Origin of the sequence: Leptospira montravelensis (assembly GCF_004770045.1) — a bacterium.
GTDB classification, from domain to species: Bacteria; Spirochaetota; Leptospiria; order Leptospirales; family Leptospiraceae; genus Leptospira_A; species Leptospira_A montravelensis.
On the sequence record NZ_RQFO01000014.1, the window covers coordinates 89,956 to 108,677 of the forward strand.

General features: G+C 39.9%; 16 protein-coding genes. 5 read left to right on the forward strand and 11 right to left on the reverse strand.

Annotated elements, in window-relative coordinates:
- Window positions 1-43 precede the first annotated feature (43 nt).
- From EHQ31_RS09765 to EHQ31_RS09785, 5 genes are all read right to left on the reverse strand, one after another.
- Complete coding sequence (locus tag EHQ31_RS09765; RefSeq protein ID WP_135574324.1) at window positions 44-1,462, reverse strand: lipoprotein LipL71; 1,419 nt, start codon at window positions 1,460-1,462, stop codon at window positions 44-46.
- A gap of 65 nt (window positions 1,463-1,527) precedes the next feature.
- On the reverse strand, window positions 1,528-1,863 hold the full coding sequence (locus tag EHQ31_RS09770; protein WP_002975418.1) for an STAS domain-containing protein: 336 nt from the start codon (window positions 1,861-1,863) through the stop codon (window positions 1,528-1,530).
- A gap of 93 nt (window positions 1,864-1,956) precedes the next feature.
- Window positions 1,957-3,072, reverse strand: coding sequence for a tRNA guanosine(34) transglycosylase Tgt (gene tgt, locus EHQ31_RS09775; RefSeq protein ID WP_135574326.1), 1,116 nt, complete (start codon window positions 3,070-3,072; stop codon window positions 1,957-1,959).
- Window positions 3,072-3,509: a Fur family transcriptional regulator gene (locus EHQ31_RS09780; RefSeq protein WP_051012788.1), complete on the reverse strand. Its 438-nt coding sequence runs from the start codon at window positions 3,507-3,509 to the stop codon at window positions 3,072-3,074. The genes tgt and EHQ31_RS09780 overlap by 1 nt, the downstream gene beginning before the upstream one ends.
- A gap of 64 nt (window positions 3,510-3,573) precedes the next feature.
- Entirely contained in the window at window positions 3,574-4,125 is a 552-nt protein-coding gene (locus tag EHQ31_RS09785; protein ID WP_135574330.1) for an LPS assembly lipoprotein LptE, read from the reverse strand.
- A gap of 123 nt (window positions 4,126-4,248) precedes the next feature.
- Here EHQ31_RS09785 and EHQ31_RS09790 point away from each other — a divergent pair, with 123 nt between their 5' ends.
- Window positions 4,249-6,060 (forward strand): M23 family peptidase, encoded by a 1,812-nt coding sequence (locus EHQ31_RS09790; protein ID WP_135574332.1) that lies wholly within the window; start codon window positions 4,249-4,251, stop codon window positions 6,058-6,060.
- On the opposite strand, the gene greA is transcribed toward EHQ31_RS09790, so the two are convergent.
- From greA to EHQ31_RS09815, 5 genes are all read right to left on the reverse strand, one after another.
- Window positions 6,033-8,798 (reverse strand): transcription elongation factor GreA, encoded by a 2,766-nt coding sequence (greA, locus tag EHQ31_RS09795; protein ID WP_135574334.1) that lies wholly within the window; start codon window positions 8,796-8,798, stop codon window positions 6,033-6,035. The two genes, EHQ31_RS09790 and greA, sit on opposite strands and share 28 nt — an antisense overlap.
- Window positions 8,799-9,004: 206 nt before the next feature.
- Entirely contained in the window at window positions 9,005-9,991 is a 987-nt protein-coding gene (gene flaA1, locus EHQ31_RS09800) for a flagellar filament outer layer protein FlaA1 (protein ID WP_135574336.1), read from the reverse strand.
- Between the two features lie 16 nt (window positions 9,992-10,007).
- Window positions 10,008-10,724, reverse strand: a complete 717-nt coding sequence (gene flaA2, locus EHQ31_RS09805; protein ID WP_135574338.1) for a flagellar filament outer layer protein FlaA2 — start codon at window positions 10,722-10,724, stop codon at window positions 10,008-10,010.
- 11 nt (window positions 10,725-10,735) lie between these two features.
- Entirely contained in the window at window positions 10,736-10,972 is a 237-nt protein-coding gene (locus EHQ31_RS09810) for a DNA-binding protein (protein WP_002975368.1), read from the reverse strand.
- Window positions 10,973-11,138: 166 nt separating this feature from the next.
- Window positions 11,139-11,609 (reverse strand): cyclic nucleotide-binding domain-containing protein, encoded by a 471-nt coding sequence (locus EHQ31_RS09815; protein ID WP_135574340.1) that lies wholly within the window; start codon window positions 11,607-11,609, stop codon window positions 11,139-11,141.
- Window positions 11,610-11,796: 187 nt separating this feature from the next.
- Here EHQ31_RS09815 and EHQ31_RS09820 point away from each other — a divergent pair, with 187 nt between their 5' ends.
- Window positions 11,797-12,417 carry a response regulator transcription factor gene (locus EHQ31_RS09820; RefSeq protein ID WP_135574342.1) on the forward strand — a complete coding sequence of 207 codons (621 nt, stop codon included), beginning with the start codon at window positions 11,797-11,799 and terminating at the stop codon, window positions 12,415-12,417.
- Here EHQ31_RS09820 and EHQ31_RS09825 read toward each other — a convergent pair.
- Window positions 12,414-14,831 carry a hybrid sensor histidine kinase/response regulator gene (locus EHQ31_RS09825; protein ID WP_135574344.1) on the reverse strand — a complete coding sequence of 806 codons (2,418 nt, stop codon included), beginning with the start codon at window positions 14,829-14,831 and terminating at the stop codon, window positions 12,414-12,416. The two genes, EHQ31_RS09820 and EHQ31_RS09825, sit on opposite strands and share 4 nt — an antisense overlap.
- Before the next feature lie 164 nt (window positions 14,832-14,995).
- On the opposite strand from EHQ31_RS09825, the gene EHQ31_RS09830 reads away from it, so the two are divergent.
- The 3 genes from EHQ31_RS09830 to groL all read left to right on the forward strand — a co-directional run bounded on the left by EHQ31_RS09830 (window position 14,996) and on the right by groL (window position 18,680).
- On the forward strand, window positions 14,996-16,579 hold the full coding sequence (locus tag EHQ31_RS09830; protein WP_135574346.1) for a helicase HerA-like domain-containing protein: 1,584 nt from the start codon (window positions 14,996-14,998) through the stop codon (window positions 16,577-16,579).
- Between the two features lie 137 nt (window positions 16,580-16,716).
- Window positions 16,717-17,007 carry a co-chaperone GroES gene (gene groES / locus EHQ31_RS09835; protein WP_004784852.1) on the forward strand — a complete coding sequence of 97 codons (291 nt, stop codon included), beginning with the start codon at window positions 16,717-16,719 and terminating at the stop codon, window positions 17,005-17,007.
- A 23-nt stretch (window positions 17,008-17,030) separates the two neighbouring features.
- Entirely contained in the window at window positions 17,031-18,680 is a 1,650-nt protein-coding gene (gene groL / locus EHQ31_RS09840; RefSeq protein ID WP_135574348.1) for a chaperonin GroEL, read from the forward strand.
- Window positions 18,681-18,722: the final 42 nt, after the last annotated feature.

Below are 18,722 nucleotides of genomic sequence, written 5' to 3' on the forward strand. Positions count from 1 at the left end.
GCTGTCCTTACGACAGCTTTTTTTCCTTTCACCTAAGTCTTGTTTATTCCTTAGGAGCTTTTCCAATTTTCCCTGTTTTTGGAGGGATATTTAACTTTTGTTTTGGATAAATTAAGTTTTTGTTACGAATCGATTTACGATTGGCTTCAAAAATTCTTGGCCAAAGTTTTGCATCATTATAGATATCTTCTCTATCAGCAATTCTCCAAAGGCAATCGGTTGGATTTGATTTTTCTACAGTGTAACGTTTCCAACCACCGGTTAATTCTTCTACTTGGGATGAAGAAGCTTTGTCAGTCGTTTCTTCTGTGGAATTCGTTGTAGCGGTTGTGTTAGTAGTCGTATCAGCTTCAACTGTTTTGCGATCTTTTTTCGCAACACTAGTTTTCCCTTTTAGAGTTTCGATTTGGTCAATGGAGATTTCCGCCAAACGGATAGCTTCTTCTGATTGAGCAATGGAATCATCGAACTTTTCTTGCTCTAATAAATTTTCAGAGGCTTTCAATGACTCATTAGAAGCACCTAGGTTTTCTTGTGTGCTAGCATATGATTCTTTTGCATTGGATTTAAGATAAGTTTCAGCATTCAACTCACCAAACCGTGCATTGGCATCTTCTACAACTTCACGAGCTTGCATGTTACGGTTTTTAGCTTGGTCTTTCACTGCATCTGCTAATAGGGATGCAGAAGCTAAACGAGCAGATTTTATTTTTTCATCAGCTGTTTTTAATCTGCCAGCCTCAATATCTTCTCTTGCAGAAGCAATTTTGGCTTTTTCTTCATCAATGGCAGGATTTCCACCTTTAGAATACGTATAAGCTTTTTCCAATAATGCATCTACTTCGTCAGCAGATTGGCGCACAGATCCTGACCTGTCAAGAGCCACTTTTTTCGCATCTTGGCTGATCTTTGCTGCTTCTACAAAACTATTATGAGCGTCTTCGTATTCTTGGAGAGCAACAGTACGTTTTAGTTCCTTTGCAGTTTCATCTTTGTCTTCGCGAAGGTAAGAAGCAAGGCTTGCATCTGCTTGCGCTAACTTGGTTTCCCCTGCGTCACGAGCAGACACGGCTTTTTTAAATTCTTCAGGAGTGTATTCGGAAGCATAAGCTTCGTCAGCGGCATCAATCGCAGTCACTGCTTCTTCACGAGATTTTGCAGCAAGTTTTGGTAATGTTTTTTCTAAAGCATCATAAGCTTTTGAAATGGCATAGTCCGCACTTTTTTTCGAGTCAGATGCTTTTTCTTCAGAAGCAAATTCATTGGCAGAGGCTAAACTTTTTTTAGCTTCTGAAAATTCTTCGGGTGCAAACTCTTCCGCAGAAAGTCTTTCTGCTCTTTCTACTTGTGATTTTGCCAAAGCTAGTTCTTTTAATGGCAACTCTTGTGCACAATTAACAAATCCAATGGAAAACAATACCAATCCAGAGAGAAAGACTGCTGTCTTTTTCTTTCTTAACATAACAAACTCCTTAATGTTTCTTCGGGGGGATTTTGTAAGAGAGAAGCGCAAATACGCTTCCCCTGTTACTTAAAAGCTGTGACGGCTTCGTCTTCGCTGTCAAAAATTTCAAAAAATGAAGTCAACTTGGTGAGTTCAAATACCTTACGAACAGAACCTGCTACGTTGATGATTTTGAGCCCACCTTGGTATTTCTTCAAGTTGGACAAACTCGAAATTAAAGCTCCAATGCCGGAAGAGTCGATGTAGGAAACCTTCTCGAGATTGATGACGATGCAATATTTTTGTTCTTCGATCAATTTGGCAATTACATCCTTGATCTCAGGCGCGTTATAAAGGTCGATTTCCCCGTTAATATCGAGGACTACGATTTTATCTTTTTCCCTTCTGGTGATTTCCATGTGTGTCTAGAGACTCCTCAATGAAGCTACAATCTATGTAGAAATGACGGTACAATTGCATTCAAAAAAAAGAGATACGTCAACCTAATAATTTTAACTACCAAACAAATTTTTCCAATGGTCATAAAAACCCTGAAAATTGCCTATTTCTATAGACTTTCGCATCTTTTCCATGAAGCTTTGCATAAAAAATAAGTTGTGATACGTTGAGAGCGAAAAGGCAGTCAATTCCTTCACTTTATGTAAATGCCGGATATAGCCAAGACTATATGTTTGACATACCTTACATCCGCACTCAGGGTCAATGGGGCTATCTGACAATCGATGTGATTCATTTCTTAAATTAATTTTGCCAAGAGAAGTGAATACCTGGCCGTTCCTAGCGTTTCTTGTAGGCAGAACGCAGTCGAACATATCTACCCCATTCTTCACACCTTCCAGTATGTCTACAACGGTCCCTACACCCATTAAATAACGAGGGCGAGCCTTATCGAAAAATGGTGCCATACATTCTAAAATTCGAATGTATTCCGGTCTTGGTTCTCCAACACTAAGCCCGCCAATGGCAATTCCAGGAAAATCGATATTTTGTAATGTATCTAAACTTCGTTTCCTTAATGATTCATTCACTCCGCCTTGGACAATGGGGAAAACGTTTTGTCCATTGGGTTTCTCCATCCAATATTGATAGGATTCCAAAGCCCAGCGGTGGGTTCTGTCCAAAGCCAATTCCAATCGCTTTAAATCACTTCCATAGGGAGCACAATCATCTAGAACCATCATAATATCAGAGCCAATGGAACGTTGCATATCGATGACAGAAGCAGGTGTGAATTTATGATGGCTTCCATCAATATGAGATTGGAACCGGACTCCATCTTCTTCAAATTTAAAGAGACTAGCTAAACTAAAAACTTGGAAACCACCAGAATCGGTGAGTAATGCCCTTTTGTAAGACATGAAGTTTTTAAGACCATGAAAGTGATCTAAAACTTCTTTTCCCGGTTTTAAATATAAATGATAGGTATTGGCAAGGATTAAGTTATAACCCAGTTCATCGATGTCTGAGGAAGAAAGCGATTTGATACTTCCCCTGGTTCCCACCGGCATAAAGATCGGAGTTTCAATTTGAACTCCGTTAAGTATGAGTGTTCCAGTCCTTGCGTAAGATCCAGGGTCTTTCGATTTTTCTTTAAAAATAGAAGACACTATTTTTTGATTTTATGTTCACAAGTGGCAAAGTTCAAACAATTACCAAAAATATTCAAACTATGACCAGTGATGGTAAATCCATTTTCTGAAGCGGCTTTGTTTTGTAATTCTTCAATTCGTTCATCGATGAATTCTACAATACGTCCACATTGCATACAAATGATATGGTCATGGTGCTCATGACCGATGATATGTTCATAGTATTTGTAATCTTTACCAAAATCATGTTCTTCTAATAGGCCAGCTTCTACCATGATTGCGAGGATTCGGTAAATAGTTGCTTTAGAAATTCGATCCTTATTGTCTTTTAGTTCATCCAAAAGACCTTCGGCAGTAAAATGATTGTGAGAAGAAAAAATCTTTTGAGCAACTAACAAACGTTGGTTGGTAATTTTTAGACCTTTTTCTTTCAAATACTCTTCAAAGGCGAGCATCTCTTTTTTTGTGTCGTCTGTGGAAATAGGATCGTTTTGCAAGGTTTATCTCCTAATGATTCAACTAATTCAAATTCCCAGAAAGAGAATAATACCAAGCTCTTTCTGATTCTTCAGCAATTCGAAGTGCCATCACCCTAAGCAGGCGATTCTGAGCTTCCAATTCTGATTCCCGAAACCCAATCTGAGTAGAAAAATGAACTCGTCCAGGAATTTCACTGCGTTCCATTGGGATTTTGTTTCCCGTCTCCGCCTCAATGATTTCCACCCGAGTGACTACAAATAATTCCGAAGTAATTTGTCTGTCGGCAAGATCCATAAGATCTCCAACCTGTTGGTAGTGAACAATTTCTGCATACAACCTGTATTTCGCGAGAGTTTTTTCTCGGGTTGTGATAAACCTTCCCCTTCTGTCAATTTCTTCCATTATCATTTGGGTAAGACGAGTGTGCATTCCCGGTGAATAGGTATTGTTTCTGACATTTTGAATATAGATCATTCGTTTGGAATCAGGGACGGGTACTCCATCAATTTTGGGAGGTCTACCTGGTTCCTTGAATAAAAAGGCACAACCAGTAAAGGCGAAAATGAGTAAGGATAAAATGCCTTGTTTCATAGGGAAATGTTCCCTGTCATCTTAGGTCCCAAGTCTAGTTTGTCAAGGGAATCGAAACGAAGGGAAATTCACGATATTTCAGGAAAGACATGACAAAGGAAGTGGGAGGTTTCTCATTCTCCCATGAGTTTTTCTCCGTTTCGTATTCTCATTTTTTTGCTATCTCTCTGTCCACTGGCCGTCGGAAGCCAAACGAAATTCCCGGAAATTCCCGCAAGTGAAGTAGGGTTTCCCCTTCCCTATTACTCACCTGTATCAGGGACCTTTGCCGAAATTCGAAATCACAATTTACATTTGGGTTCGGATTTTAAATCCTATGGACTTAATGGTCATAACATCTTAGCCACGTTTGATGGTTATATTGAAGAAATTAGTTATTCTAAAACAGGTTACGGACTTTCTCTCAATCTTTATAATCCTAAATACAAGGTGAAATCGAAATACGCCCACTTACATTCCTTTGGCGGTAGTTTGTATGATTTAGAACTTTTACGCAGAGCTATTCTTCTTATGGGAGATCCTGCAGGATTCCAACTAAAACTCACCCCAGGAATGTTTTCTGTAAAAAAAGGAACATCTTTAGGAAAAACGGGAGAATCCGGATCAGGGATATCTCACCTCCATTTAGAATTTCGGTCGGAAAAAGGTATCATCAATCCCCTTTACTTTCCAGAAATCCATCAAAAAGATACAACTCCTCCCACCATACTATCTCTGTATTTGGAGGGAGATCATTTAGAAAACCCAATTCTTCTCACTGCAAAGGAAAAAACAAAAGGTAAATATGATTTATATACAGACGCGGGAGACAAATTTGATTTGATTCCACTGACTGGAAAGGTACGCATTCGAATGAGCGGATTCGACTTCATTCGTTCCCGTAATAAAAACAATGTATATGGAATGGATTTGTCAGTGAATGGGAAAGTTACCTTCAGCCGTAATTTTGATTTTTTATCTTACGAAGATGGTTCCAAAAAACACCAGTTTTACGATATCAACAGGTCTTCCCTTGCGCCACCTGTATATTTTTATCATATGTATGAACAGTCAAAAAACTTTAAAGAAGAAGGTTATTCCTTAAACCTAGAAGATTACAAACCAAATGAAACATTATATCTAGAGGTTTCCCTTCGTGATGCCACAGGAAACAAATCTTCAGTTTTTTTTACAGTGGTTCACGAGAAAAACGAAACGGAAACAAATCGTCTTTCGAAAAACAAACAAACGGGAAACAAATATAACTCTGCAGATGGAAAAATAGTTTTGGATTTATCCAAAACAGAAGTATCCGGCGAAGGAACTTTACTTCTAACGGAAATTAAAGAAAAAGACATTCCCTTCAAAATTCCAGCAGGTTTACCCTTAAAAGGAAAAATCTACCAAATTGATACAAAAAAAATGAGTTGGAAAGGAGAGGGCCTTGGAGAATGGAACATTGGTTATATGCCAACAAACAAAGAATCCCTTTATTTTTATGATTCTTCCATTGGAAAATTCCAATCCATCACACAGAGGAAAAAAGCAAACGGATTTAGTTTCAAACTTACGAAACTAGGTTACATCATGATTCTAAATGATGAAACACCGCCGACGATTTTTCCAATGACTTCCTTGGCACGTTATATTGAACTTCCAGAAGTAAGAAACCATTGTTTTGAAGACAGGTATTATGTATTGGGGGATACAGGAAGCGGATTTCGAACCAGTGTAGATCTTACCATTGATGGACAATCCTATCCTTATGAATACGATCCTGATAGGCGCGCCATTCGCGTGATCATTCCAAAAAGCTTACAAAAAGAAAGGCCTTATCTTCTTTTGGAAGCTAAGGCCTTTGACTTCGCCGGAAATGTTTCCGAACCGTTTGTGGATTTAATTTCTACGAACGGTTGGGGTGAAGAACTTCAGGCCTCTTGTCCTGTCATTGAATAACGAGCGATATCTAATACTTCGTAAACTGTTTCTGTTGATCCAAATACGAGAGTCGCTTCGTTTCCAGTGTGTTTTCCAAGAAGTGATTTTGCTAAAGGAGACTGATAAGAAATGATATTCTTTTCCGTGTCCGCATCCCAAGCTCCGAGAATTGAGTAAGTAACTACTTCTCCAGTTTGTTTGTTTTTCAACCGCACTGTAGTTCCGATTCCCACTTTGTCAGTTTTGACATCACTTAAATCAAGGATCCTGGCACTCTTAAGCTCTGCTTCCAATCGTTTGATGGCCGCTTGTAACTGAGCTTGTTTTTCCATCGCTGCTTTGTATTCTGCGTTTTCTCTTAAGTCCCCTTTTTCTTGGGCCTCTCCGATATCACGAGAGTTTTCTGCCATCTCCACATTTACGAGATGTTCAAACTCTAGTTTTTTAGCATTGAAAGCACGACGAGTGACAAGTACAACATCGTTAGGAAGATTTGCGAATGGATCATCGTCTGCATCTTCTTCCGAATCATATTCATCCCAAACAATGTTTGGTTTTAATTCGTTGATAAGAGCATACAATTGGTCTTTTTCTAAATCAGTTACATAAGGAACTTCTTTGAAAAGGGCAAAAAGTTTTCGAACATACTCATCGTCTGCGTTCGTTAGGATGTCCCTGAGAAGACTATTGTCTTTTCCAAAAAGAATATCCATTGCTTGGTTTTTGAGTTTGGTTCCTTTGTCTTCAATCTTCGCAAGAGGTTTGAGAATACGGAATACACGAAGAATCAAATCTTCTTCGCTTACTTTCAACCAATCGAATTTCCAAGTATGTGATAAAATGGATTTTGCCACCCAAAGGAATACTTCAGGGTTTTCTTTCGATTTATTAGAAACTGTTTCAACAAACAAATTGAGTTCGGCAAACTTTTCATCTGCTACTAAGTTTTGGAATACCGACCGGTTAACTTTTACTGGAACTTCAAAAAGAAGTCCAATAAGGATATTGATGGCTTCTGGGTGGTGTTCACGAATAAGATCTTTAAATCCCTTTTTGATATCCGTGTTTTCCAAAGCTTTGGAAATTTTCAATGCATCATCTTTGGAAAGAGATTGGATGAGAGAAGCAAGTTCTTGTTCCCGAATTTTATGAGAAAATTCTTCCGTAGGCCATGCCTTTCCTGCCTCTTCCAAATATAAATAAGCAGAAAGTTTACGAATTGAATCTCTTGCCGCTTCTTCTTCAATATAATGAGAGATGAAAAAATCAGCAGCTTCTGCCGCTTCCTCAGCATCACGAACCGCTTCCATAGCGATTTCTAATTTTTTATTAGCATCAGTCGTAGCTTGGAATTTTTGTGTCAGTGTTTCTGCATGAGTGATCGGTTTTTCATGATAAACGACTTCATCCTTTTTCTTAGGATTCATTCCGATATTCGCTTCTTTTTTAAGAACCGATTTTACCTTTGCCCACCACTTAGACCATTCATCTGCTTTTAAGAAGGTTCCAATAAGTTCGTTCTTCATGTCTCCAATGATCATTCGGTTGTCATAGGATTTCAGAAGTTGTTTTAAAAACTCAGGTAAGTTTTCAGCAAACATAGCATTGATGCTTTGTTTGTCTTCGTAATGTTGCACCCAAATATGATCTTTCTTCAAAGGTTTGAGGGAAGTGATTGCCATTTGGATGGAAAGTTTATGGTCTTTTTTCTCTTCAAAATCAACAAAGATGGAATCTCCAGTTTGTGAGATGGAAGTAATTTTACCAACACCCCAGTTTCTATGCATTACATAGTTACCGGTATCAAATACGATATTTCTTTCGAAGTTAGTGATACAAAGTTTGACTGGCTTACGATTGTTGCCAAGCTCACTCATCTTGAGGAAATCTTCCAGAAGTGAATGTGCAGTATACTTTTGTTTGTAGGCGCGAATGAGTTCGTTTCTTGCTTTTTGAGAAGCTGGCTCATGTTCTAAAATTTTCTTTAGAAAGTAAATGACATGGTCCCAGTCTTCCATTGCCTTAAAAGGCTCAACGATAGGATAAAGAAGACCGACTAACCGTGTTTTTTCTCTTTGTCCAAGAAGAATCCGTTCCATTTTATCAAAGAAAGAAACATCTTCATAATTGTTTTGAACGATGGTAGGCCAAATTTCCTCCATCGGAACATACTCTTTATTTTTTGCATACATCTCAACGGCAAGTTTGAGATAGGAGATCGCTTTTGGTTTGTCTTCTTCCATAATGGAAAAACCATACTTCTTTGCAATCTCAGGATTTTTACGATCTTGTTTAGCGAGTTTTTCAAGAACTACTTTGAGTTCTTTGTTTTTCTTGAGTTTATCAAGAGCCTCAGCTTTCACACGAAGGGCAAGTCTATGATCCCCAAATCGTAAAATAGAATCTGTAATGTATTCGATGATGGTCCATTTTGCATGAGCTTTAAAAGCATCCAAAATATTCTTCACCAAATTAGCATCTCCCATAGAATCTTCCATGAAAGAAATAATCATTAACATGTATTTGGCGGAGATGGACTCAGGGTGTTCTTTGAAATGGTCTTCAATTTTTTGTTTAGCTTCAGCTAAACGATTTTCTGCCTTATATGCATCAATGACATCGTCAAAGATTTTGAATTTAGAAACGGGAACCGTTCCTGCATCAGCACGCACATAAATTTCCTCATTAAAAAGAGGTGTTAGTTTGTCGTTGTCGGCGATTTTGTTTGATTTGTCTTCGGTAATAGTATCAGGCATGAAAAGAATCTCCCTCTTCGTATTTCCAATAAAGGGTGTTCATAGTTCCTATAAAGTTGTTACGGTAAATTTAGCGATGAATCCGCGAAAAGAACAGTCCTAGAGTTCATTTTTTAGGTCCATTCGATTCTGTAAAGCCAAAAAACCCAGCCGAATGGCTGGGTTCTTCTGGTCCCAAAGGCAGTCCCTTGGAGTGAATAAGGAAACTACTTATTTTGGGAAGACCCGTTACTTCCACCACAATCGCGAATTTTCGCACCTGTGGAGATCGCACCAGACTTCTGAAGCATTTGCTCCATTTTAACCTTAGTTTTACAGTCTTCTTCATCAAAGTCTAAGTTAGCCCCATCAAAGTGAACTTCAAATGTATCCGCAAGGACACGGAGTTCATCAAAGAAAAGGTAAACGGCCTCAGGTCCAGTGTTGAGTCTGGAACGGATTTTGAACTGTTTGAAGATTAGGTTCCTTGTCGCAGGGAAGGCATTTGCTTCTTGCGGGATTCCTGGAGGGATTGTGATATGAAGCGGTCTCCAACCCACAAAGTCCAAGGATCCAAAAGGGAAAATATGGCTATTGCCATTGTAGTCTTCGATCCAACCTTCTAAGTCGTATTCGTTACCACGACCCAATACCCATACGGAAATGGCTTTTACGTTTCCAGGAGCTTCAATCCCATAAACTTTTTCCAATTTCTTTTTGTTGTCTGCATCAATATAAGGTCTTGCACGAGTCACTTCATATTCAGGAGCACGCGGCGGACGAATTGTCACAACGTTGTTTCCTGGAAATGTGAATTGGAATTTTACTGCCAATACTTTTGCGTTTCCAGCATCTACGTTTTTCACATCACCTGGTTTTCCAGGAATCAGTTTTACTTCTCTCATCACAAGAGGAGACTTCACAGGGTCATTGAGTACTGGAGAATACTTGTTGTTCTCATCGTATTTCATATCACCCGTGCCATCTTTATTCACACCATCTTTGTCTGTGAATACTTCCCAACCAAATGGCGCAGAAGAAACAGGAGAGTCCCAAGATTCGATTGTGATCGCTTTAAGTTCCATAGCTCCAATATCGTTTCCAATTGGAGTGGCAACTCCATTAGAAACTTTGTATTGCGCTTGTGCAAAACCAATTAGAGCGATGGACGATAGAGCAAGTAATGTTAGGATTTTTGTTTTTTTGTTTTCCATTGTTCCCTTCTCCCGCTTACCAATTGTCCTTAATTTCAGATCCAGGGTATTTTGCTTCGGATCTGTCGGTTCTCACTTGGAGGTCATCTACATAAAAGTAAAAGTCCCCTGCTACTTCATGAACATCAGATGTCACAAAAAGAGAAACGAAATGTAGGTTTTTATCTAAAAGCGCAAATCTTGTACTTTGTGGGATAAAACCTGGAATGGTCGCTGTCAGTTTTCTCCATCCGAAGAAATCCAAACGACCCAAACGGATATTATGTGTTACGTCTTTATAATCTCTAAATTTTGCAAATAAAGTATGTCGGTACTTTCTGCCAAGAACCCAAACAGAGATTTGTCTTACTTTCCCTTTGATGATGTATTCATGCGGAGGATATAATTCCACACGATCCAATCCTTTAGCAGCAAAATGTGTTTTCACTCCTAAAATATGGTTTTTTTCGATTTTATCACCACCATCTTCTGGAACGGTTTTTTCATCGAATACATCTTTGATGAGCCCGCGTTGAACGAGTTTCAAAGTTCTTGTTTCTCCGAGTGGAGTGGTAGCTTTTACTCTCCAATCCTCAGCCTCTTCAAAATCATCTAAAACGATTTTTCTGAGAGGGCTATCCTCATCATTTGCAGTGTTAGCTGTATTTTGTCCGCCAGTATCTGCCTGTGCGTACAACATTCCTATTGAAAGGAAGAGGCCTAACAACAGTTTGGTCATTCCTAATTTCCCCATGAAACTCACTCCTAAAAGGCTCCTAACTCCGGGTCTTTCGTATTCTCATTATCGGATATCCGGCTTTTAAATTGATTCAAGATTTCGATCATTCGATCGATTCCTTCCGCCGGAAGAAAGATCGAGGATTTTTTGCTATTCGACCACTCCGATACTTTCAGGTAGAATCCAGCCTGGTTTTTCTTCAAATCCACCAAGAAGGTCTTATTTTGTGTTACGATCTTCTCGGTTAGGATTTCGGGGTCCACCATGCATTCCTTCTCCCTGCCTACGTAAATAGTATCGGATTCCGAAACCCATTCCTTAGCTGTATTAAGTAGAAACTGAGGAATGGAAAAGGTTTTTTCGAAAGTGATCGAGAAAAAATCTCAATTTGATTCGATTTTGCCTATTCTTATGTGAAGACCGGCTTTTTTAAGCGAAACGTTTCCTAAGCTCCCGTGCGTAGGCAAGGTCGTGGGTTAACTTTCGAAGTCTACGGATGTAATAATGGGTGACCTCTTTGTAAAATTTGAGCTCCATTTCTTTATTTTTGGCGAACATATCGTGCAAATCAGCGTAACGAAGTTCATATAGTTCGGAATTTTCTTTGGCTTCGACTTTAGCGGAGCGTTTTTCGTCATCGAAAAAAGGCAATTCCCCAAAATGATCCCCTTCTCCAAGAGTAATGAGGTTCACGTCGTCCCCGTGGCTAGTCGCCGTGGAAATTTGCAAAGTTCCATACTTCACAATGTACATGGACTCTGCCTCTTCTCCCATATCATACAAAACATTTCTAGGAGGTAAGTGGACTTCCCGGATCTTTTCGGCAATGTGTAACAATTCGTCTTGGTTTAACTTTTGGAAGAGATATATTTTTTTGAGACTCTCTACTTTAGAATTCATTCATACTCCTAGATTTCTCTGAAAATGGGGGAAATTCGCGAATTTGCAAGAGAAAATTAAGTGGAACAAACCACGAATTTTTATGGACAAATGGAACGGAATAGTACTAATATTTTCAATTCTCCTCGTCTACTAGGGGGAAACGCTAGGGACAAAAGATTCCTAGTTCCAGAAAAAAGGGAAATTTATGACACCTAAAAAGAAGGTATTGCTTGTCGAAGACCACGCGGTCACTCGCGTCGGCGTAAAACATGTTGTGAACTCTTCGGCTGATTTTGAAGTCGTGGGGGAGGCAGAACATTCCTCTCAAATTGCCCCTCTCCTAAATGAAACTAGACCCGACTTTGTTCTCCTCGATTTGCGAATTCCGGGGGAGAACGTGCTGAACATGGTGAAGGATTGGAAAAAGGAACATCCCCATTTGAAAGTGGTCACACTCACCATGCTCGATGAACAACCCATTGTTCATTCTGCGATTGAAGCGGGTGTGGATGGATATCTTTTAAAAAGCGATGACCTCAGTAGTCTCACCAAAAATCTAAATGAAATTGCTTCTGGAAAAACGGTTTATTCCAAAAATTTAAAACTAAGTTTTAACCGCAAACCCCAAGACGGAAAAGTAGCAAACAAAAAGGAAAAACAGATTTTGACTCTTCTTGGACATGGAAAAACCTACCAAGAAATTGGAACAGAAATTGGACTTTCCAAACGAACTGTAGAATACCATGTGGGCCGACTCAAAGACCGTTTTAATGCAAAAACTGTGGCCGAACTAATCGGCCGAGCAAAAGAACAAATGTTAATCTAAACAACTAGATCTAACAGTTTTTTTACGAGTTCTACCAACTTTGCATCTGGAGATGTTTTTGTTAAAAAAGCATCTCCGCCAATTTCAATGACTGTGGCTTCTAGTTTGTAACCAGTGTTTGGGTCAGTGTGAGAACTGGAAACGAGGATGGACCGAATTTCTTCCATTTCTGAGTTGGAATACAAATCACGTAAAAAATCCACACCTGTTTTTTCTGGCATAGAAAAGTCTACAATGATGAGGTCAGGTTTCAATCGACCTACAGAAAGGAGAGCATGGTCTGGGTACTCTTCTTCCCAAAGGATACAAGGTAAATCTTTTAATACTTTGCGAATTTGTTTTCTGTAACCTGGATTATCATCAAGGACTAAAACAATTTTTTCAAAGTTAGGAAGTAAAAACTCTACAGAAGTTCCCATCTCTTCTTCAGACCGGACGATGAGTTCAGCACCGTGACGTTCTGCCACCTCTTTACAGAAGGCAAGACCAACTCCCGCGCCCATTTCATCCGCTGTTCCCTTTCGAACAAAAAGAAAACCCTCTTCCAAAATGTGGTCGGCCCAATACGGTGGCATACCAATTCCTGTATCAATCACTTTCAAACTCCAATGTTTATTGGATTCTGTTAAAGAAATTTCAACAGTTCCCGATTCTTTTGTGAATTTCACAGCATTGGTGAGTAAATTCCAAATCAAATGTTCTATTAGATTAGGATCCCCAATTCCAATGGAAGACTCTTCTATATGTGTGATGATGGAGATGTTTTTTGGACCTGCCATTTCCTGGGCTCGTTCGATGAGTTGGTCTGTGATTTGGCGGAAATCAAAAAGTTGATAATCAGGAAACACCGATGCATTCTGGAACCTGGAATATTTAATGAGCTCCTCCACCATACTGAGGATATTTTTAAGGCCAGTGGAAGCCTCTCCTAACACCTGTTTGGCTCTTTCTGGAGAAAGGGAAGGTGGAGATTCGGTAAGTAAATTAAATACAGAAGAAATTCCAAATAGTGGAGAACGGATATCATGTGAAACAATGGAGATAAATTTATCTTTTAATTCCCCTGTTTTTTCAGCTTTTTCTTTTTCTTTTTTAAGTTCTAATGTTTTCCATTCCACTTCTTTTCGTAAATTCAGTGTTAGGTATTCAGCAGTTTCCCATGTATGTGCATTTTGTTTGGAAATCACAATGGCAAGGCACATACAAAAAATGGCGAATGCAAGTTCTGTAAGCATTGGTAAATCCCATCGCGTAAAAAACACAATAGAATCATAAATTGTGGCCGAAAGGATGACAACCGTTCCGAACAAAATAATACTACCGATGTATCTTGTTTCTCTTTGTAAACAAGAACGGATCGCAGCAACCATCGCAAGAACTAGAATTGTTGCCATATAACCTTGGCTAAAGATTAGGAGTTTTGTGTACACAGCATACGGTGTCGTTGCGATGACTAAAAACTCTAGAAGTATTGGTAATAAAAGGTATCTTTTGTATTTGTCTGGAAAAAAGTTTTTTTGGTTTTGGAAAAAAAACAAAAGACTGAAGATTTGAATCCCGCAAAACGCTATGTATTCCAATCGGATTTGTAACATCTCAATCCAATCTGCGGCAACAAACCAATCTCTAGACACTCTATCAAAAAGTAAAATACGGATGAGCCAAGAAATACACAGTAAGGAAAACCAAAGAGGAGATTTATCTTTTTTTCGATGGATAAAAAGAAACAAATGAGAAACAGCAAGGACAAGGAAAGTGGCAAAGAAAAATGCTTTTTTCCTTTCTTTAAATCGTAAATACAAAACAGTTTTTCCCACTTCACCAAGGACGGGTGAATAATAAGGACCACCGCGAGAATAGAGGTAATTTGAAATTTGTAAGTAAATGACTGTAGAAGGTGAGGCTCGAAAGGAACGACCAGTTTCTAAATAATAACCGATGGACCCCTCTTTTGTTTTGGAAACTTTTCCTGCTGAGCCAAGTAAAACAAGTCCTCGTTCTATATTGTGATAATAAACGCGGTAGGCAGAAGATGATTCCCTTAGATAAAACATTAAGTTGATTGGTTCGTTTACCTTTAGTTTCAAACGGTAAGTGACAAATCCGTGGGCCGGCAGGTTTTGATTTACCCAATAGGCGGGAATGGCAAGCCTTGTGGGTTCTTTCTTTTCAAGGGTCAGGAATTCTTCTTCTGTTTCGGGAAGTTCTCCCGGAAAGGCATCCCATTCTCCTGCCAATGGAAAAGGATCCAAGGTTTTTGGGTCTTCCTCGGAAAGATCAAGAACACCTGCCTCAATGGTCTTAGCTGGGGCCAAGGTGGGGATGGTGCGGTTGCAATGGATAAAAATAGATAGAAATAAAGGTAAAACCAAAAGTTGGGATAAAGATAAAATTGGAAAACGTGCCACGTCCAAACCTTACAAAGATTTTCTAAAAACTCAAATCATATTAGTACGTGTACGAGAAATTTATTCTTTCTGTCCTGAATTTTCGGATCTCTGGCCCAAGGATTTCCTTGCGATAGAAAACATTGACGAAGGATTCGAAACCGAAAGGAATAGAGGATTCGGGGGAAGTAATGGCTAAAAAATCAGAGGCATTTGTTTCAAAAATTAAGGAAGGGTATCCGGCCCAAGGGGCGCTTTACTTAGGTGCGGGGGTCTTTGATGGAGAAACACATAAAGAAGCTTCTGTTTCCATCCCCCTTGCCACTCTCAACCGGCACGGACTGATAGCTGGGGCCACGGGAACTGGAAAAACCAAAACCTTACAACTTCTGACAGAATCCCTATCGGAAGCGGGAGTTCCTGTAGTCCTTATGGACATCAAAGGTGACCTTTCGGGCCTTGCGGAGCCTGGAGAAGAAAATGACAAAATCAAAGAAAGGACGAAGTCCCTTGGGACCGTGTGGAAACCTACTTCTTATCCTGTAGAATTTTTGTCTCTCTCCAAAGAACCGGGAGTGCGCCTACGGGCCACCATTTCTGAATTTGGACCAGTTCTTATCTCTCGGATTTTGGAGTTAAACGATACACAAAGCAGTGTGGTTTCCCTTGTTTTTAAATACTGCGATGATTTGGGCCTTCCCATCCTCGATACAAAAGATTTTAAAAAAGCCCTCCAATACATCAATGATGTTGGCAAAGAAGAATTGGAAAAAGAATATGGGACAGTTTCTTCCCAAACTATCTCCATCATCTTAAGAAAACTCATCGAACTCGAAGGCCAAGGGGGAGAAGATTTTTTTGGAGAACCATCTTTTGATGTGAATGATCTTTTGCAGACAGAATCCAAAAAAGGAAATGTATCTATCATTCGTCTGACGGACATCCAAACCAAACCTCGCCTTTTTTCTACGTTTATGTTATCTCTTCTCACAGAAATTTATGCGACCTTTCCTGAAGAAGGTGATTTGGAAAAACCAAAACTTGTATTATTTATTGATGAAGCCCATTTAGTTTTTGATGAAGCTTCGAATGAATTACTTAAACAATTAGAAACAATGGTGCGACTCATTCGTTCGAAAGGAGTAGGGATTATTTTTTGTACTCAGTCCCCCACAGACTTACCTAAAGAAATTTTAGGACAACTAGGTCTTAAAATCCAACATGCCCTACGCGCCTTCACAGCAAACGACCGCAAGGCGATAAAAACTGCTTCCGAAAACTATCCCGAAACAGAATTTTATGATACCAAAGAAGTCATCACCACACTCGGAATTGGTGAGGCTTTTATCACAGCCCTGAGTCCCAAAGGAACTCCGACACCGCTTGTCCATACCCTCCTTGCACCACCTGCTTCTCGGATGGGCACTTTGACAGCAGACGAACTGGATTCCAAAATCAAAAAATCAGATCTCGTTAAAAAATACGAAACTACCCTCGATCGGGAAAGTGCTCACGAAATGCTTTCTAAAAAAATGGAAACCATTGCCGATGAAACTGAGGCCGCCGAAGAAGAATCGGGTGAGAAAAAAACCAAGTCGAAACGGGCAAAGGAAAAAGAAGACCCTAGTTTTGTGGAAACCCTTTCCAAAAACCCACTGGCACGGGAAGTCGGTCGCACTGTCGCCAAAGAAGTCACTCGGGGACTTCTCGGAATGCTAGGTGTCACGCCCAAACGTGGCTCCAAACGCAAAAAAACCGGCCTTTTCGGGTTCTAAGTTTCCATTAGCACTCTTCGATTGAAAGTGCTTGACAAATCCTGAGGCAAATCGTTTGATGGTACCAGAGTTTAGCACTCTTTTCGGATTGTTGCTAAACTCGGAATCATTAGTAGATTGCATACAAGGAGTTACTCATGGCATCAATCAAACCTTTAGGCGACCGAGTGGTCGTAGAGCCAAAGAATGAGTCGGAAGAAAAAATCGGATCCATCATCGTACCAGACACAGCGAAAGAAAAACCACAAGAAGGTAAAGTCATCGCAGTAGGACAAGGTCGTTATGAAGACGGAAAACTCGTTCCTTTAGAAGTAAAGGTAGGAGATACAGTTCTCTACGGAAAATACTCCGGAACAGAGATTAAACAAGGCGGACGTGATCTACTCATCATCCGTGAAAGCGACATCCTAGGTGTTGTGACAAACTAAATCATATAAGGAAATAATCAATCATGGCTAAAACAATTGAATTTGATGAATCAGCACGTAGAAAACTTCTTAGTGGAGTAAACAAACTCGCTAACGCAGTGAAGGTGACTCTTGGACCAAAAGGTCGTAACGTAGTCATCGACAAAAAATTTGGTTCCCCTACCATCACAAAAGACGGTGTGACAGTTGCAAAAGAAATCGAATTAGAAGATGCAATTGAAAACATGGGCGCGCAAATGGTGAAGGAAGTTTCTACAAAAACTAACGACATCGCTGGAGATGGAACAACTACTGCTACCATCCTTGCACAAGCCATCATCAACGAAGGTTTGAAAAACGTAACTGCGGGTGCAAACCCAATGGCTCTTAAACACGGAATTGACAAAGCAGTTCTTTCTGCCGTTGAAGAAATCAAAAAACATGCTATTAAAATCAATAGCAAAGCAGAATACGCAAACGTTGCGACAATCTCTGCAAACAATGATCCTGAAATCGGTAACCTCATTGCGCAAGCTTTTGACAAAGTAGGTAAAGAAGGTGTGATCACTGTTGATGAAGCAAAATCAATTGAAACCACTCTTGATATCGTAGAAGGTATGCAATTTGATCGTGGATACGTTTCCCCTTATATGGTAACTGATCCAGAAGCAATGATCGCTACTTTTAACGATCCATTCATCTTAATTTACGACAAAAAAATTGCGTCTATGAAAGACCTTCTCCCTGTGCTTGAAAAAATTGCACAAGCGGGAAGACCACTAGTCATCATCGCAGAAGAAGTGGAAGGGGAAGCTCTTGCTACTATCGTTGTCAACACTCTTCGCAAAACCATCCAATGTGTGGCTGTAAAAGCTCCTGGTTTTGGTGATAGAAGAAAAGCTATGCTCGAAGACATTGCCATCCTTACTGGTGGACAAGTGATTTCTGAAGACCTCGGAATGAAACTAGAAAACGCTGATGTGAAGATGCTTGGTCGCGCTAAAAAAGTGGTAGTGGACAAAGAAAACACAACCATCATCGAAGGTGCTGGTGCTTCTAAAGACATCCAAGGCCGAGTCAACCAAATCAAAAAACAAATCGAAGATACTACATCTGATTACGATCGTGAAAAACTCCAAGAACGCCTTGCAAAACTTGCAGGTGGTGTTGCTGTGATCCACGTGGGTGCAGCTACTGAAGTAGAAATGAAAGAGAAAAAAGCTCGTGTTGAAGATGCACTTTCTGCAACTCGCGCTGCTGTGGAAGAAGGAATTGTTCCTGGTGGTGGACTCACTCTACTTCGTGCACAAGATGCTGTAAAAGCTCTTAAACTTGTTGGTGACGAACAAACCGGTGCTAACATCATCTTACGCGCATTAGAAGAACCTATCCGCATGATCACTTCCAATGCTGGTCTTGAAGGATCTGTAATTGTGGAGCAAGCTCGCGCAAGAAAAGGAAACGAAGGATTCAACGCACTCACTATGGTTTGGGAAGACCTAATCAAAGCTGGTGTGGTAGACCCTGCGAAAGTGGTTCGTTCTGCACTTCAAAATGCAGCTTCCATTGGAGCAATGATCCTCACCACTGAAGTGACCATTACAGACAAACCTGAGCCGAAAGATGCCTCTGGAGCTGGAATGGGCGGCATGGGAGGAATGGGTGGTATGGGAGGAATGGGCGGCATGATGTAAATCATCCCCTATTCTCTCTTAGGTTTGTTTGGACAAAATCCA

Coding starts and splice junctions, on each gene's coding strand:
- EHQ31_RS09765 (WP_135574324.1), bottom strand. CDS start 1,462: ATGTTAAGAAAGAAAAAGACAGCAGTCTTTCTCTCTGGATTGGTATTG.
- EHQ31_RS09770 (WP_002975418.1), bottom strand. CDS start 1,863: ATGGAAATCACCAGAAGGGAAAAAGATAAAATCGTAGTCCTCGATATT.
- EHQ31_RS09780 (WP_051012788.1), bottom strand. CDS start 3,509: ATGCTCGCCTTTGAAGAGTATTTGAAAGAAAAAGGTCTAAAAATTACC.
- EHQ31_RS09785 (WP_135574330.1), bottom strand. CDS start 4,125: ATGAAACAAGGCATTTTATCCTTACTCATTTTCGCCTTTACTGGTTGT.
- EHQ31_RS09790 (WP_135574332.1), top strand. CDS start 4,249: ATGAGTTTTTCTCCGTTTCGTATTCTCATTTTTTTGCTATCTCTCTGT.
- greA (WP_135574334.1), bottom strand. CDS start 8,798: ATGCCTGATACTATTACCGAAGACAAATCAAACAAAATCGCCGACAAC.
- flaA1 (WP_135574336.1), bottom strand. CDS start 9,991: ATGGAAAACAAAAAAACAAAAATCCTAACATTACTTGCTCTATCGTCC.
- flaA2 (WP_135574338.1), bottom strand. CDS start 10,724: ATGGGGAAATTAGGAATGACCAAACTGTTGTTAGGCCTCTTCCTTTCA.
- EHQ31_RS09815 (WP_135574340.1), bottom strand. CDS start 11,609: ATGAATTCTAAAGTAGAGAGTCTCAAAAAAATATATCTCTTCCAAAAG.
- EHQ31_RS09820 (WP_135574342.1), top strand. CDS start 11,797: ATGACACCTAAAAAGAAGGTATTGCTTGTCGAAGACCACGCGGTCACT.
- EHQ31_RS09830 (WP_135574346.1), top strand. CDS start 14,996: ATGGCTAAAAAATCAGAGGCATTTGTTTCAAAAATTAAGGAAGGGTAT.
- groES (WP_004784852.1), top strand. CDS start 16,717: ATGGCATCAATCAAACCTTTAGGCGACCGAGTGGTCGTAGAGCCAAAG.
- groL (WP_135574348.1), top strand. CDS start 17,031: ATGGCTAAAACAATTGAATTTGATGAATCAGCACGTAGAAAACTTCTT.